13 protein-coding genes are annotated in these 15,008 nt (G+C 62.5%); 9 read left to right on the forward strand and 4 right to left on the reverse strand.

Translation table 11 applies throughout. From position 1 onward, the window contains the following. The first annotated feature begins 282 nt into the window (after nucleotides 1-282). The 9 genes from GSQ90_RS30700 to dhaL (GSQ90_RS30740) all read left to right on the forward strand — a co-directional run bounded on the left by GSQ90_RS30700 (nucleotide 283) and on the right by dhaL (GSQ90_RS30740) (nucleotide 10,053). Entirely contained in the window at nucleotides 283-1,761 is a 1,479-nt protein-coding gene (locus GSQ90_RS30700) for a sugar ABC transporter ATP-binding protein (protein ID WP_158818799.1), read from the forward strand. Nucleotides 1,762-1,805: 44 nt separating this feature from the next. Next, nucleotides 1,806-2,792 (forward strand): ABC transporter permease, encoded by a 987-nt coding sequence (locus GSQ90_RS30705; protein WP_246731869.1) that lies wholly within the window; start codon nucleotides 1,806-1,808, stop codon nucleotides 2,790-2,792. 99 nt (nucleotides 2,793-2,891) lie between these two features. After that, a complete protein-coding gene (locus tag GSQ90_RS30710) occupies nucleotides 2,892-3,869 on the forward strand; it encodes a substrate-binding domain-containing protein (protein ID WP_371418520.1) in 978 nt (325 codons plus the stop codon). Nucleotides 3,870-3,966: 97 nt separating this feature from the next. Continuing rightward, nucleotides 3,967-4,737 (forward strand): SDR family oxidoreductase, encoded by a 771-nt coding sequence (locus tag GSQ90_RS30715; protein ID WP_158818802.1) that lies wholly within the window; start codon nucleotides 3,967-3,969, stop codon nucleotides 4,735-4,737. 41 nt (nucleotides 4,738-4,778) lie between these two features. Further along, a complete protein-coding gene (locus GSQ90_RS30720; protein WP_158818803.1) occupies nucleotides 4,779-5,771 on the forward strand; it encodes a dihydroxyacetone kinase subunit DhaK in 993 nt (330 codons plus the stop codon). A 13-nt stretch (nucleotides 5,772-5,784) separates the two neighbouring features. After that, nucleotides 5,785-6,435, forward strand: a complete 651-nt coding sequence (gene dhaL, locus GSQ90_RS30725; protein WP_158818804.1) for a dihydroxyacetone kinase subunit DhaL — start codon at nucleotides 5,785-5,787, stop codon at nucleotides 6,433-6,435. Nucleotides 6,436-6,581: 146 nt separating this feature from the next. Further along, entirely contained in the window at nucleotides 6,582-7,028 is a 447-nt protein-coding gene (locus tag GSQ90_RS30730; RefSeq protein ID WP_158818805.1) for an RpiB/LacA/LacB family sugar-phosphate isomerase, read from the forward strand. Between the two features lie 236 nt (nucleotides 7,029-7,264). Then, nucleotides 7,265-9,352, forward strand: coding sequence for a bifunctional sugar-binding transcriptional regulator/dihydroxyacetone kinase subunit DhaK (locus GSQ90_RS30735; protein WP_246731850.1), 2,088 nt, complete (start codon nucleotides 7,265-7,267; stop codon nucleotides 9,350-9,352). Nucleotides 9,353-9,381: 29 nt separating this feature from the next. Beyond that, complete coding sequence (gene dhaL, locus GSQ90_RS30740; protein WP_158818806.1) at nucleotides 9,382-10,053, forward strand: dihydroxyacetone kinase subunit DhaL; 672 nt, start codon at nucleotides 9,382-9,384, stop codon at nucleotides 10,051-10,053. 324 nt (nucleotides 10,054-10,377) lie between these two features. On the opposite strand, the gene GSQ90_RS30745 is transcribed toward dhaL (GSQ90_RS30740), so the two are convergent. The 4 genes from GSQ90_RS30745 to GSQ90_RS30760 form a co-directional block, all read right to left on the reverse strand. Further along, complete coding sequence (locus GSQ90_RS30745) at nucleotides 10,378-11,100, reverse strand: HAD hydrolase-like protein (RefSeq protein ID WP_246731870.1); 723 nt, start codon at nucleotides 11,098-11,100, stop codon at nucleotides 10,378-10,380. A gap of 114 nt (nucleotides 11,101-11,214) precedes the next feature. After that, nucleotides 11,215-12,243, reverse strand: coding sequence for an ABC transporter ATP-binding protein (locus tag GSQ90_RS30750; protein ID WP_158818808.1), 1,029 nt, complete (start codon nucleotides 12,241-12,243; stop codon nucleotides 11,215-11,217). Then, nucleotides 12,240-14,057, reverse strand: a complete 1,818-nt coding sequence (locus GSQ90_RS30755) for a dipeptide/oligopeptide/nickel ABC transporter permease/ATP-binding protein (protein ID WP_158818809.1) — start codon at nucleotides 14,055-14,057, stop codon at nucleotides 12,240-12,242. Before GSQ90_RS30755 ends, GSQ90_RS30750 begins: the two co-directional genes overlap by 4 nt. Continuing rightward, a complete protein-coding gene (locus GSQ90_RS30760) occupies nucleotides 14,054-15,004 on the reverse strand; it encodes an ABC transporter permease (RefSeq protein WP_158818810.1) in 951 nt (316 codons plus the stop codon). The genes GSQ90_RS30755 and GSQ90_RS30760 overlap by 4 nt, the downstream gene beginning before the upstream one ends. Nucleotides 15,005-15,008: the final 4 nt, after the last annotated feature.

Raw genomic sequence — 15,008 nt, forward strand, 5'->3', positions numbered from 1 at the left:
CCTGAATAGACGTGACCTCGAAGGCCCACAGGTCATGAGGTTCCAGCGCTCCGCCGAATTTCTGCTTTGCCAAGCGCAAAGTGCGGATCGCGCAGGCTCCCCTAACAGGTGCGCCTTAAGTCATTGTTATCGTGTGGTAAATATCCAGAAAGTGATCGCATCGGTCGGGCTCCAGGGCTCCGGCCGCGGTGCGAACTCGTGACAGGGGCGTTGAATGTCTTGACTTTTGTCAATAATAAGTATACAAATATCAAAAATCGACAAGCGGCGCTCGGGGGGAACGTGGGGGTCTTGCTGAAAGTGGAAGGGCTCAAAAAGTCGTTCGGCGGCATTGCCGCGCTGCGCGATGCTCGCTTTGAACTTGAGGCTGGTAGCGTTCACGCCCTGTGCGGCGGCAACGGCGCGGGCAAATCGACCTTTCTATCGATATTGATGGGGATTTACCGGCGCGACGCCGGCAAAATCTGGCGCGACGGCCGCGAGGTCGAGTTCGGCAGCCCTGCGGAGGCGTTGGCGGCAGGAATCGCCATCATCGAGCAGGAATTGAGTCCGGTGCCGCATATGACGGTGGCCGAGAACATCTTCCTCGGCCGCGAGCCGCCGGGCCGGTTCGGCGGGGTCGACTTTCGCAAGATGAACGCCGCGGCACAGGCGATCCTCGACGATCTCGGTTTCGCGATCCCTGTGACGCAGCACATGCACGGTCTTTCCGTGGCCCAGATGCAACTGGTCGAGATCGCCAAGGCGCTCAGCCACGACGCCGAAGTGATCTTTATGGACGAGCCGACGTCGGCGATAGGCGAGCGCGAAGCGCACCAATTGTTCACGGTCGTCAGACGCCTGCGGGCGCAGGGGCGAGGCATTGTTTATGTCTCGCACCGCCTGTCCGAAATCTTCGACGTCGCCGACCACTACACCGTGTTCAGAGACGGGGCGTATGTCGCCTCGGGCTCGCTCGCGGATGTCGATCGCGCAGGTCTCATCCGGATGATCGTCGGGCGGGAAGTCTCTGAGGAATACACCAAAGTCAATACGCCGACCGACGAGGAAGGGTTGTCGGTCGCCGGCCTCACTTCGCCGGGCAAGATCGCCGATATTTCCTTCACCGTGCGCAAGGGCGAAATCTTCGGCATCTACGGCCTCATGGGCTCGGGCCGTAGCGAGATCTTCGACTGCCTCTTCGGTCTCGACCGGTCGTCGAAAGGCGCGGTGAAACTGTTCGGCAAGCCGGTCTCGCTCGCCACGCCCGCTCAGGCGATTGCGGCAGGCGTCGCGCTCGTCACAGAGGACCGAAAGCTCACAGGCCTCAACCTCAGCGACAGCATTCGCGGCAACATCTGCGTCGCGAGCTTGCCGGAGCTCAGCCCCAATTTCGTGGTCAGCGCGGCGCGCGAGGCCGCGGCGAGCCGCGAGACGATCGAGCGCTTCCACATTCGTGCAGGCCGCGACACTGATCTCGTCTCCAGTCTTTCCGGCGGCAATCAGCAAAAGGTCGTTCTGGGCAAATGGTTTCTGCGTAACCCGCGCATGTTGTTGCTCGACGAACCCACGCGCGGTGTCGACGTTGGCGCCAAGCGCGAGATTTCGCGGATCGTCGGAGACTTTGCGGCAGCCGGCGGCACGGTTGCGATGATCTCTTCAGAGATCGACGAACTTCTCGGCGTCGCAGACCGCATCATGGTGATGCGCGACGGTCGCGCGGTCGGCATTCTCGATCGATCGGAAGCGAACGCCGAGAAACTCGTCCATCTCTCAGTCTAATGATTCACAAAGAGAATCGAGCAAAATCCGTGCAGGAATCGTCCATCAAACCTCATCGGGCCATCGGCTCCGGGACGTTAAAGCGGATCGCCCGCGAGTATGGCATCTACCTCGCGTTCGCCATTCTCGTGATCGTGCTCTCTTTCGCCAACCAATATTTTCTCACGCAGAGCAACATTTCCAACGTTCTGTTGCAGACTTCTATCAACGGCGTGTTGGCGTTCGGAATGACTTTTGTCGTTATCACGCGCGGCATCGATCTGTCGGTGGGTTCGGTTCTGGCCCTCGCCGGCATCGTCTCTTCGAGCTTTGCTACGACATCCTCGATCGCTGCGGTGGCCGGCGGCCCCTATCCCGTTTTCGTGGCGCTCGCGATCGGCGTCTTCATCGGAGCCGCTGCGGGCGCGATCGTTGGCGTCATCGTCGCCCGTTTCGCTGTTCCGGCATTTGTCGCAACCCTCGGCATGCTGTCGGCGGCCCGTGGCCTCACGCTCATCTATGCGGGGGGGCGACCCGTTCCGGCTCTGACGCCGCAGTTTCGCTGGATCGGAACCGGCAACCTGTTCGGCATTCCGGCGCCGGTCATCATCTTCGGCGCGGTCTTCCTATTCTCGTGGTTCGTTCTCTCTCGCACCCGGTTCGGCCGCTATGTCTACGCGGTCGGGGGCAATCCACGCGCCGCCAAGACGTCCGGCATCGATGTCATCCGCATTCGTTTTGCCGTCTACGTCATCTGTGGCGCGCTGGCCGGCCTTGCCGGCATGTTGCTCGCGGCGCGCACCGGTTCGGCGCTGACGCAGGCAGGGATCGGTTACGAGCTCGACGCTATCGCGGCGGTGGTGATCGGGGGCGTCAGTCTTTCTGGCGGCGTCGGCCGAGTGACCGGCACGCTGATCGGCGCGCTGATCATCGGCGTCATGAACAACGGTCTCGATCTTATGGGCATCGAATCCTACTACCAGCAAGTGCTCAAAGGCATGCTGATCGTCGGCGCCGTGATGCTGGATCAAAGAGGAAATCAGGGCGAATAACCCTGAGGAGAAGGACGCCAGACCACTGAGGCGACGTCCAGAATGCGGCGAAATTACACGCCGCGAAGCGCAGAGGAGACGGGTATGAAACTCAAGGGCATGTTGTTGACGGTGGTTTCGGCGACGGCGCTGTTCGCCTCGCCGGCGATGGCGGAGAAGATCAAGATCGGAGCGGCGGTATATGGGCTGAAGGCCGAGTTCATGCAGATCTGGTCGGCCGCATTGAAAGAGCATCCCGCTGTCAAGAGCGGCGATGTCGAAGTCACGGTCTTTGACGGAAAGTATGACGCGCTGACGCAACAGGATCAGATCAACACGATGATCACGCAAAAATACAACGCGATCATCTTCGTGCCGATCGATGCCGAAGCCGGCGCGACACCGGTGCAGGCCGCGCATGACGCGGGAATTGCAGTCATTGGCTCCAATACGCGCGTTCACTCGGATCTGCTGTCCTCTTATGTCGGCTCCGACGACACAGTCTCGGGTTATCTCGAAGGCAAGTCGGTGCTCGATCGCATCGGCTGCAAGGGCAACGTGGTGATCATCGAAGGTCCGATCGGTCAGTCGGCCCAGATTTCGCGCCTCGAAGGCAACAAGAAAGCCCTGGCGGAATGCCCGAAAGTCAAGGTGATCGAAGACCAGACAGCCAATTGGTCGCGCGCCGAAGCGCAGAAGCTAATGGAGAATTGGCTGACCGCGCATCCAGGCCAGATCAACGGCGTCATCGGCCAGAACGACGAGATGGCGCTTGGCGCGATCGAAGCGGTTAAGGAAGCCAAACTCAATCTGAAAGACTTCGCCATCGCCGGCATCGACGGCATAACCGACGGGCTCCAGGCGGTAAAGGCGGGAGAGATGACATCGATCCTTCAAGATGCTCGAGCGCAAGCGCAGGGCGCCCTCGACCTCGCGATTTCTTCTGCCAAGAAGGGCGACTACAAGCCTCAGTCCGACATCTGGGCCCAATACAAAGACATGCCTTGGAACGGCGGCAAGGACAAGATCTACAATGTCCCGTGGACGCCGGTGAGCACTTCGAACGTCGACGCACTATTGGCCGCGCGTTCAAAGTAGACGGCCTCAGACGAAGCGTGAGCTTTCTAATGATAGGGATACACGCGCTTGAGCGCGCGTGTATCCGCTCTGCATACGTCCCAAAGGAAGTTGAGAGATGGCCGACACCCCAAGAATCGACATGGACTTCTCATTGAAAGGTAAATGCGCGCTGGTGACCGGCGGCGCGTCGGGGATCGGCGCAGCGATCTGCAGCGCATTCACCGCCAAAGGCGCGAGGGTCGCCGTTGTCGACCTGAATATCGACGCTGCACAGACCAAGGCGAGCGAAATTGGGAACGGCGCGATTGCGCTCGCCTGCGATGTCGCGGACCCGACTTCGGTGAACAAGGTGGTTGAAGGCGCGCTCGCAGCTTTCGGAGGCCTCGACATTCTAGTCAACAGCGCCGGCGTCGTGTTTCTGGCTCCCGCGGAGGACCTGCCGCTCGACTATTGGGACAAGACGATTGCGATCAATTTGAAGGGCACGTTTCTCATGTCACAGGCCGTCGGCAAGGCGATGATCGCCGCTGGTCGTGGCGGCAAGATCATCAACCTCGCGTCCCAGGCAGGCTCGGTGGCTATCGATCAGCACGTCGCCTATTGCGCCTCCAAGTTCGGAGTCATCGGCTTGAGCAAGACGCTTGCGGCCGAATGGGGCAAGCACGGTCTCTGCGTCAACACGATTTCGCCGACGGTCGTGCTCACCGAACTCGGCAAGAAGGCGTGGGACGGGCCGAAAGGCGACGCGCTGAAGGCGCGCATCCCCTCCGGCCGTTTCGCCTACCCAGAAGAGATCGCCGCTGCGGCGGTGTTTTTGGCGTCCGGCGGCGCCGATATGATCAACGGTGCGGATCTGCTCGTCGACGGCGGGTACACGATCGTTTGATCGGCCTTGTCGATTCGCGAAAGCCTCAGGAGGCCATCTTAATGCAACGATTTATCAACGATCCGGACTTTGTCGTCGAAGACACGCTGCGGGGATTCGTCAAGGCCCATAGCGATCTTGTTAAGCTCGCCGACAATCCCAAAGTGGTCGCGGCCGCGGATGCTCCGATTCTCGGCAAAGTCGGCGTAGTGACCGGCGGCGGATCGGGCCATGAGCCCGCCTTCATCGGTTATGTCGGCCGGAACATGCTCGATGCGGTCGCTGTCGGTGAGATTTTCTCCTCGCCAACCGCGAAGAGCTTTTATGACGCGATAAAAATGGCCGACGGGGGACGTGGTGTCGTTTGCCTATATGGCAACTACGCCGGCGACAACATGAACGTCAAGATGGCGGTGAAACTCGCGGCCAAGGATGGAATCGATGTGCGGACCGTGGTGGCCAACGATGATGTCTGCTCTGCGCCGCCGGACGAGCGTGAAAAGCGTCGCGGCGTCGCCGGCGAGATCTTGATGTGGAAATGCGGCGCCGCCAAAGCCGCCGCGGGCGCCAGTTTAGAGCAAGTGCGCGCGACCGCGCAGAAAGCGATCGACAATTGCCGCTCGATCGGCGTTGGCCTCGGGCCCTGCACTCTGCCGGCGGTCGGCCATCCCAATTTTGCTATCGAACCCGGAACCATGGAGGTCGGTATCGGGCATCACGGCGAACCGGGAGCACGGGTCGAGCCGTTGAAGAGGGCGGCGGATGTGGCGCGCGACATGGTCAAGACGGTTCTCGACGACCACAATCTGCCCGCGGAGACGGAAGTCGCCATCTTGATTTCCGGCCTTGGCGCGACACCAACCAACGAACTCTACATTCTCAACGACACCGTCGAATCGGAAGTCCGCGCCCGGGGGCTGAAAGTCGCCCGCACCTATGTCGGCAACCTCTTCACCTCGCTGGAGATGGTCGGGGCGACGCTGACGATCATGGCGCTGGATGAAGAATTGAAGCAGTTGCTTTCCGTCGAAGTAGCGTGCCCGGTGCGATTGTAGAGGGTTTCCTGCAATGCAACAGTTTTCCAATTCTGACTCCGGCGACATCGTGCTTGCCATCGCCCAGCGCATCGTGGAGAACCGCGTCCATCTCAGCGACATCGACGGGTTGATCGGCGACGGCGATCATGGCGTCAACATGGCGAAGGGCTTCGGCATCGCGGCTGAACGGCTGCGCGGCAAGGCGCGACCGCTGTCTGCGTCTCTGACGGTCTTGGGCGATGTCCTGATGACGGAGATCGGCGGCTCGATGGGACCGCTTTACGGCGTAATGTTTTCTGGCTTTGCGGAGTCGCTCAATGATGTCGTCGAGATCGACGCGGCAGCTTTCGAGCGAATGTTGCGCACTGGACTGGCGGAAGTCCAATCGATTGGCGACGCAAAGGTCGGAGACAAGACTTTGATCGACTCGTATGCGCCCGCGCTCGAGGCATTTTCCGCCGCGACCGCAAAGGGCGACGGTTTTGCCACCGCCCTTGATGCGCTCATCGCTGGAGCTGAAAAGGGGCGCGATAGCACGATTGAACTGGTCGCCAAAATTGGCCGCGCCAGCCGCCTCGGTGAGCGCTCGCGCGGCGTGCTCGACCCGGGCGCTGCATCTTGCGCAATCATCCTGCGCTCCCTCGCCGAGGGAGCAAAAGCGAAGCTGAGGGTAGTTCCCTAAGGGAAAAGGCCGCTTTGGCGCGCGGATCGTCGAGCGAGCGTATTGAAATGTGGCCCTGTTGGATTTTGCGAGGTCGTTTATTGTTTGATCCGCCAAGTGGTTTCGCGTTGGTGCGATAAGAGCGAGGGGATGTTCGAGGTGCTACGATGAAGATCGCTCTCGGCGCAGATAGTGCTGGAAAACCCTTGCTCGACGTGATCGCCGCGTATCTGGCGCCGCGACCTGGCCTGACGGTTACGGACTTGAGCCAGGACGGCTTCTACGCAGATATCGCGGCGAAGGTGGGGAGGGCGGTGCTTGCCGGCGACCACGAACGCGGCGTCCTTTTCTGTGGAACCGGGATCGGTGTCTGCATATCCGCCAACAAAGTGCCGGGAATTCGTGCTGCGCTGACACACGATACCTACTCAGCGGAGCGCGCGGCGAAGTCCAACAACGCCCAGATCATTACCATGGGCGCACGCGTCATTGGCCCCGAGCTCGCCAAGGCTATCGTCGATGCTTGGTTGGCGTCCGACTTCGACCCGTCAGGTCCTTCTGCGGCGAACGTGGCGGCGATCGATAAACTCGGCGACGCGAAGTATGTGCGCTGAAGCGTCAGACGCCTCGGCTCAGAAGGTGCGCCGATTTTGGCTGGCGGAAGGTTTGGCGGCCGGAAAAGGCCGGCAGCGTGTTGTCTTTGCGCTAAGTGCGTGTCGACGCTGGTCGCCAGGGGATAGCGGTCGTCAGTCGAACGCGATGAACGCACTCGACACTCCTAGCGTCCACCCTCTATCCTCGTTACAGCGGCGTCGGTTGTCCTGCGTCGCCGCGGGAGAGGGAGCTCGGCGTGCCCGAAGGTGAAGGTGAGTTTCGCAGCGCTACGCGATTGCGCGCCGTGCCCAATGAGGTTGCCGAAGCGACGCCGTTGCGTTTCGGCGACGACCCGTACGTTTGGGTGAGTTGGCTCTATTACCAGGAAGGCATGACCCAGAACGATATCGCCCAGATCATGGGGATATCGCGCGCCACCGTGATCGCTTACCTGACCGAGGCGCGTGAGCGTGGGATCGTGAACATCTCGATTGAACCGGCGCGCCTGGCGTCCCTGACCCTGGCTCAATCGATGAAGAGTCATTTCAGTTTGCGCGATTGCTTCGTAATTCCCAATGGCGCCGATGGCCGAGCGCTCGGAGAAGGGTTGGGCGCGGCTGGCGCCCTGGCTTTGCGCAAGTTCCTGAAGTCGGGCGATACGCTGGCCGTGACGGGCGGTAGAACCGTCATGGCGGTCGGTTCCAAGCTGAAGATCGCGGCGTTGCAGGACGTCACCGTCGTTCAGGCGGTCGGTGGAGCGATGGCCAGGAATCCCTTCTCACCCGAGTTGTGCGCGTCATCGATTGCGTCTGCCGTAGGCGCGGCATGCGTGAGCCTGTCTGCGCCCGCCGTCGCCTCGACGGCCGCCGCCCGTGCAATTATGTTCGCCGAGCCTCTGGTTGCAGAGCAATTCGCGATTCTCTCACGCGCCAACAAGGCGCTGTTTGGAATAGCCTCATTGAGGCCGAACGCCTCGCTTTACAGCGATGGCGTGTTCGGCGGAGCCGATCTCCAGCGGTATATCGATGGAGATGCGGTGGGCGTCCTTGCGGCCCGCTTCATCGGCGCATGGGGGCAATTGGTCGAAGGGGTGCTTGACGACCGTGTGATCGGTTTGTCTCTCGCGGATCTTCTTCGCATCGATTTGCGTATCTGCGTCGCCGGCGGATTCGACAAAGTGCCTGCGATTCTGGGGGCGCTCCGCGGCGGCTACGCCAATGTTCTTGTCACTGATGCGGCGACCGCACGCGGCATCCTGCGCGCCGACGGCGTGGCGGAACTCGGTCGCCGCCCGAGCGATAAGCAAGCGGTTAAACACCATGGGCGCGAGCCAAGGCAACACGTCAAGAAATTCATCAACGAGCCTGACGCTGTTGTCGATGAGATGCTGGATGGGGCAATCCGGGCCCATCGTACATTCCTAAGACCGCTCGCGGGGTCGAGGCGCGCACTGGTGTCGCTGGACGGTCCACGGGCGGGCAAAGTCGGGCTTGTGATCGGGGGCGGCTCCGGTCACGAACCTTGCTTTCTTGGATATGTCGGCAAGGGGCTCGCCGATGCGGTTGCGGTTGGCAATATCTTCTCGACCCCGCCTCCCGATCCGATTTTTCAATGTGCGAAGGCAGCGTCCGGGGGCGCGGGCGTTCTCTTCGTTTACGGAAACTATGTCGGCGACGTGATGAACTTCGACATGGCGGCGGAGATCGCCCGCGATCATGGCATCGAAACACGGTCGATAATGACGACCGATGACGTAGCGTCCTCTCCGCGCGAAAATCGCGATTCACGCCGTGGCGTGGCCGGGAACGTGTTCGTCTTCAAGGTCGCCGGCGCTGCGTGTGACAAAGGCTGGACTCTTGATGCCTGCGAGGCCGTCACGCGCAAGGCCAACGCGCGCACCTTCACGGTCGGCGTTGCTTTGGAACCGTGCTCGTTGCCGCAAACCCGCCGATACAATTTCGAGATCGGCCCCGATGAAATTGAAATCGGCATGGGCATCCACGGCGAACCGGGTGTGCTACGCGGCGCTCTGGCGACGGCGGACGAAACGGTGGACATGATCCTGGATCAGATCTTCGCCGAAATGAGGCCGGCATCTGGCGACAGGGTCGCTGCGCTGGTCAATTCGCTCGGGGGGACGCCGCTCATGGAGCTATACATCCTGTACCGCCGCGTCGAGCAGCGGCTGGCGGCAAAAGGCATCGAGATAGACACCAGCTTTGTCGGTCACTATTGCACTTCGATCGACATGGTCGGGGCGTCGATCTCGCTTCTGCATCTTGATCGCGAATTGCAAGAGCTTCTTCATCACCCTTGCCGAGCCGCATTCCTACAGGTTGGCTGAGAGAAGTGATCGAATAACGGGGAAAACAAATGGTCGAGCTTCTTTCCCATTGCTTGGGCCGAATGTTCCACAACATTTCCGATGCGATTGAGGAAACGAAGGATCATCTATCCGCGCTCGATGGAGCGATCGGCGACGCCGACCACGGCGTCACGATGTCGATCGGATTTCAGGCGGTGAAGATCGAACTCTCCAAGCGAAATGTCGACGCGATGGCGCCTGCCGATTTGATGAATATAGCGGCGGCGGCGTTTCTCAACTCCGTCGGCGCGTCGACCGGGCCGCTATACGCCACCGGCTTCCGTAGCGCCGCGCAAGCGCTTGCGGGCGCGACCAGAGCGACATCGGAGGCTCAAGCGGCGCTAATTAAAGGAATTGCTGCGGGAGTGCGAGAACGCGGAAAGGGGCAGCGTGGGGACAAGACGATGCTCGACGCTTGGATTCCCGCCGCGGAAGCTGCCGCCAACGCCAACCGTCGATCAGCGGGTAGCGAAGAAATGTGGCGGCTAATCCTAACTGCCGCGGAAGCAGGCGCCGCTTCGACATGTTCTATGGTCGCCGCCCGAGGACGCGCAGCGCGGCTCGGAGAACGCGCAATCGGCCATGTCGATCCCGGCGCTGCCAGCGCTGTTGTCATTCTCAAAGCCATGGCGTTGGCGTTCTGCGAGGATGGCACAGAGCAAAAGAAAAGTCTTCGTTAGCGAGGCCAGCGAATTTGCGGACCAACGTCTCAACGCTGACGCCACGAAGAATCGCGATGATGGACGACGCTCCTAAGAGCCTTTATGTTGAGGTTCGTTGGCATCCGCGCCGCGAATGCGCCGAAATCTGATGCGCGCGCATGTTGCATGCATCTCCCCAACATCGAGCGTAGCGCTCAGAGAAGCTTCGTCAACGCGACAGCGCAGGACGTGGCGCGCGATCGCGCGCGGAGCTATCCGTCGATTCGCATAAGGTTGTGTTTGAAACCAAGCGCGGCGTCGATCGTCATCGAGCCCGCGCGGGCGCGGGCTCGAATATCGCGATCAGGGAGAGGCGCCATGGCGAGCCTTGTGAAGGGCCATGAGCTCCGCGAGCGATGTTACGGTGAGGTCCGGCTCCGCACTTGTGGCGAGCGTGGCGCCGCTGCCCTTCTTATCGTGTCGCCGATTAACCCAAACCGAAGTCAGTCCGAACTGCCGAGCTGGGTTGATGTCGTGGTGCTTACTCTGCGCGACATGAAGGATCTCGTTTCTGGAAATTCCCCTGCGACTGAACTCCTCGACCGCGCGTTCGAAATGCGGAAGACCGGGCTTGTACGACGCAACGTCCTCGGCCGTGATCGTGAATTCAAAGGGGACCTCGAGTAGGCGGAGGGTGCCGCGCAACGATCCGTTGTCCACGTTCGAGAGGATCGCGAGTTTGTGCGAGCGCGAGAAATATCGCAGGCTTTCGATCGTATCCGAGAACGGAGTCCAGCTCGGGACCGAGGATGCAAAGGCCTCTGCGCGATCCAAATTCTCGTCCCAACCGAAGGTTCCCTCGATGTCTCGCCAGGTTCGGCGTAGGACCTCTGGATAGAGGAGCGCCGGACGCGCCTGTTGGTGCTTGGCCTGCATCAGCGCAAAAGCGGTAACGACCAAATCGGGCGGGACTGGCGAACCGATCTCATCCATCCAAGGTTTGACCAGGCGGGTGATGCCGCTCTCCCAATCGATCAATGTCCCGTAACAATCGAAACTGAGCGCTTTGAAGTTTTGCAAGTCCATCACGAACAGACTCCGTTTTTCATCTTGAATGTGAAGATAGAGCCGGTATCGGCCGCGAAAGGGGGGACGCGGGCTTGTTGCAGCTTCACAGGCGTCTCCCGACAGTCGTCGGCATCAACTTTGATTATTGCGAAATGCCAAGCGATGTAATTCGTCGTCGATGCGATGCGTCGTGTCTTCGCCGACGCGGATGCAGGCGGCGCGATGCATAGATCCGCCAACGGGCGTAAGCTGCGGCGCTTCTGTTGCGCAGGCGGCTATGGCGAAAGGGCAGCGCGTGCGGAACACGCACCCGGACGGCGGATCGAGCGGGCTCGGCGGATCGCCTTGCAGCACGATGCGATGGCGCCGGCGCGCGACATCGAGGCTGGGCGCGGCGGACATCAGCGCCGCTGTGTAGGGATGGGCGGGACGGGAGAACACGGCTTCGACCGGGCCTTCCTCCATCACGCGGCCGAGATAGAGCACGACCACGCGATCGCAGAGATGACGCACGGCGCCGAGATCATGGCTGATGAACAGAATCGCGAGGCCAAGCGATTGGCGCAAATCGGCGAATAGTTTCAGCACTTGCGCCTGGACCGAGACATCGAGCGCGGACACAGGCTCGTCGGCCACCAGGAAGACGGGTTCTGTCGCCAGAGCGCGCGCGAGGGCGACGCGCTGACGTTGGCCGCCGGAGAATTCGTGGGGATAGCGGCCGGCGGCGCTCGGATCGAGCCCGACCTGGCGTAGTAGCGCGTCGACGCGCGCGGGAATTTGACGCGATGGCAGCAGGCCGTGAATGACGATTCCGTCGGCGATCTGCCGCCCCACGGTGCGGCGCGGATCGAGACTGGAATAGGGGTCCTGAAACACGAGCTGCATCTTCTTGCGCAAGCGGCGCCTTTGGGCGGACGAGGCGCGCGCGAGATCGTCGCCGTCGAAACAGACCCGCCCGGCGCTCGCCGGGATCAGGCCAAGCAGCAGGCGGCCGATCGTGCTCTTGCCCGAGCCGCTCTCGCCGACAAGCCCGACGATGTCTCCAGGCGCGATCGAGAGATTGAGATCGACCACCGCCTGGACGCCGGGGCGGCGGCGCAAGAACCCGCCGGAGGAGAAGCGGCGGCCGAGTTTTTCCGCCGTCACCAGGGGGGCGCTCACATCTCGCTCCATCGGATGCAGCGGCTTGTCCGGCCGCCGCCAATTTCGACGAGCGGCGGCGGTCGCTCGCATGCGGCAAGGCGCATCGCGCAGCGCGGCGCGAAACAGCAGCCGGACGGCAGCTCGCCTGGCGAAGGCACCGAGCCCGGAATGCCCTCCGGCGGCGGGCCCTCCTCGCGAGGCGCGCTTCCCAACAACGCCTTGGTGTAGGGATGGCGCGGATGCGCGAAGGTTTCGGCGGCGTCGCCCTGCTCCACGACCTGGCCGGCGTAGAGAACGACGACGCGGTCGGCGATTTCGGCGACGACCGGCAGGTTGTGCGTGATAAACAGCAGGGCCACGCCCGTCTCGCGCTTCAGGTCGCTCATCAGCGTCAAGACCTGCGCCTGCACCGTCACGTCCAGCGCCGTCGTGGGCTCATCGGCGATCAACAGGCGCGGTCCATTGGCGACGGCCATGCCAATCATCACGCGCTGACACATGCCGCCGGACATTTCGTGGGGATAGGCGGCGGCGCGGCGCGGCGGATCAGGCACGCCGACCTGGCGCAACAACGCGACGGCGCGCGACCTGGCGTCTGCGGCGCCGACATCGCGATGCGCGAGGATGACTTCAGCAATCTGGTCGCCGACCCGATGAACGGGATTGAGGCTGCTCATCGGGTCCTGAAAGATCATCGCCACGCGATCGCCGCGCAGGCCGCGCACAATGTCGGGCGCGCTATCGAGCACTTCGATTCCATCGAGCCAGGCGCGGCCCGCCTCGACGCGCGCCGCGGGGGGCAGCAGCCCCATCAGCGCGAGACCCGTCAGCGACTTGCCGGAGCCGCTTTCGCCGACCAGCGCCAAAGTCTCTCCGGCCTTGATGTCGAAGCTGACGTCGCGCACGGGCTGGATGGCGCCGCGCGGCGTATCTATGGCGACCGAGAGGCCGCGCAGGCTCAGGACCGTGTCGCGGCTGGGCGGCGCCGCAAGGCCTGGGGCGGTCCGGTCTGCTAGACGCGTCGGCCGCCGCGCCGCAGGCTGTGGGTCGACATAGTCGCGCAACCCGTCGCACAAGGCGTTGATCGACAAAATAGCCGCCGTCAGCGCGGCGCAGGGCCATAACAGCAATTGCGGCGCCTGGCTCATGGTCGCGCGCGCCGCGCCGATCATCAAGCCCCAGGACGGCGCCGGCGGCGTGACGCCGAGGCCAAGGAAAGACAGGCCCGCCTCCAGCACCATCGAGGCGGCGACTGCGAGGCTGAACTGGACGAGGACGGGTCCCGCGATATTGGGCAGAATGGTCCGGGCCATGATGCGCGGACGCCCGGCCCCCAGCGCCTCGATGGCCGTCACATAGTCCAGCGATCGGATCGTCAGCGCGCCGGCATAGGCGACGCGGGCGAAGCTTGGGGCATAGACGATGGCGAGGACGGGAATCAGCGTTCTCGCGCCGGGCCCGAACAAGGTCACGATCAGCAACGCCAGCAGCATGGGGGGAAAGCAAAGCAGAATATCGGTCAGCCGCAGCGTGACGAATTCGGCGCCGCCGCGCAGATAGCCGCCGATGACGCCGAGCGTGACGCCGACGACGGCCGCGAGCAGCGCCGCGCCGAGGGATACGGAGAGCGAGACGCGCGCCCCCCACACAAGGCGCGAGAGCACGTCTCGCCCGTATTCGTCTTGGCCGAGAAGATGACTGGCGTGGGGCGCCGCAAAGCGGCCTGCGAGGTCCATCCGGGTCGGGTCCGGCAGAGCGAGATACGGAGCCAAGAGCGCCAGGATGACAAGGAACGCGACGGCGCTGGCGGAGACCCAGGGAAACCTTCTCATCTTGCGCGCACGCGCGGATCGAGGAGGCCATAGGCGATGTCGACCAGCAGATTGAGGCTGACGAACAAGGTCGAAATGATGACGATGCAGCCGACGACCATCGGATAGTCGCGATTGTTCACGGCTTCGACAAGCGCCCCCGAAAGGCCCGGCCAGTTGAAGATATATTCGACCAGAACGGTTCCGCCTAGCAGCGAGCCGACGTTCAGGGCGAGCACCGTGAGGATCGGCGCCAGCGCGTTGCGCAGCGCGTGCCGCATGATCACCGCATGCTCGCGCAGCCCCTTGGCGCGCGCGGTCCGAATGAAATCGCGCTGCAGCACGTCGAGCAAGGACGATCGGGTCATGCGAAATATCTGCGCCCACAGCCCAAGCGCGATGGTCGCCGCCGGCATCGACAGCAGCAGAAGATGGCGCAACGGATCTTCGCCGAAAGCGACATAGCCGCCGGCAGGCGCGAGGCGCAGCCATTGAGCGAAGATCATGACCAGCAGGGAGCCGACGACAAACACCGGCGTCGAGAGAGCGAGGCCCGACAGCGCCGAAAAACAGCGTCCGAGCGGCCCGCCGCGGTTGACCGCGGCGGCGACGCCCGCAGGCACGCCCGCCGCCGTGCTGATGAGCGCCGCCGCGCCGATCAGTTCAAGGGTCCTGGGCAGTCGCCGCAACGCCTCGGACATCACGGGCGTCCCATCGCTCAAGGAATCGCCGAGGTCCCCGACGACGAAATGGGAGAGGCTGTGCAAATATTGCGTCAGGATCGGTTGATCGAGCCCGAGCTGCGCGCGCAATGCCGCGACGCTGTCCGCATCGGGCGCGCTGCCGCCGAGCGAGAGCAACACTTCGGCCGGATCGCCGGGCACCAAATGAATCGCCAGGAAGACGATGCTGGACACCACCCAAATCAGGAGGAGCGAGATCGCAATCCTTCGGAGGATCCAGCCCATCGCC

Origin of the sequence: Methylocapsa sp. S129 (genome assembly GCF_009765995.1) — a bacterium.
GTDB lineage: Bacteria > Pseudomonadota > Alphaproteobacteria > Rhizobiales > Beijerinckiaceae > Roseiarcus.

Coding starts and splice junctions, on each gene's coding strand:
- GSQ90_RS30710 (WP_371418520.1), top strand. CDS start 2,892: ATGTTGTTGACGGTGGTTTCGGCGACGGCGCTGTTCGCCTCGCCGGCG.
- GSQ90_RS30715 (WP_158818802.1), top strand. CDS start 3,967: ATGGCCGACACCCCAAGAATCGACATGGACTTCTCATTGAAAGGTAAA.
- GSQ90_RS30720 (WP_158818803.1), top strand. CDS start 4,779: ATGCAACGATTTATCAACGATCCGGACTTTGTCGTCGAAGACACGCTG.
- dhaL (WP_158818804.1), top strand. CDS start 5,785: ATGCAACAGTTTTCCAATTCTGACTCCGGCGACATCGTGCTTGCCATC.
- GSQ90_RS30730 (WP_158818805.1), top strand. CDS start 6,582: ATGAAGATCGCTCTCGGCGCAGATAGTGCTGGAAAACCCTTGCTCGAC.
- dhaL (WP_158818806.1), top strand. CDS start 9,382: ATGGTCGAGCTTCTTTCCCATTGCTTGGGCCGAATGTTCCACAACATT.
- GSQ90_RS30745 (WP_246731870.1), bottom strand. CDS start 11,100: ATGGACTTGCAAAACTTCAAAGCGCTCAGTTTCGATTGTTACGGGACA.
- GSQ90_RS30755 (WP_158818809.1), bottom strand. CDS start 14,057: ATGAGAAGGTTTCCCTGGGTCTCCGCCAGCGCCGTCGCGTTCCTTGTC.
- GSQ90_RS30760 (WP_158818810.1), bottom strand. CDS start 15,004: ATGGGCTGGATCCTCCGAAGGATTGCGATCTCGCTCCTCCTGATTTGG.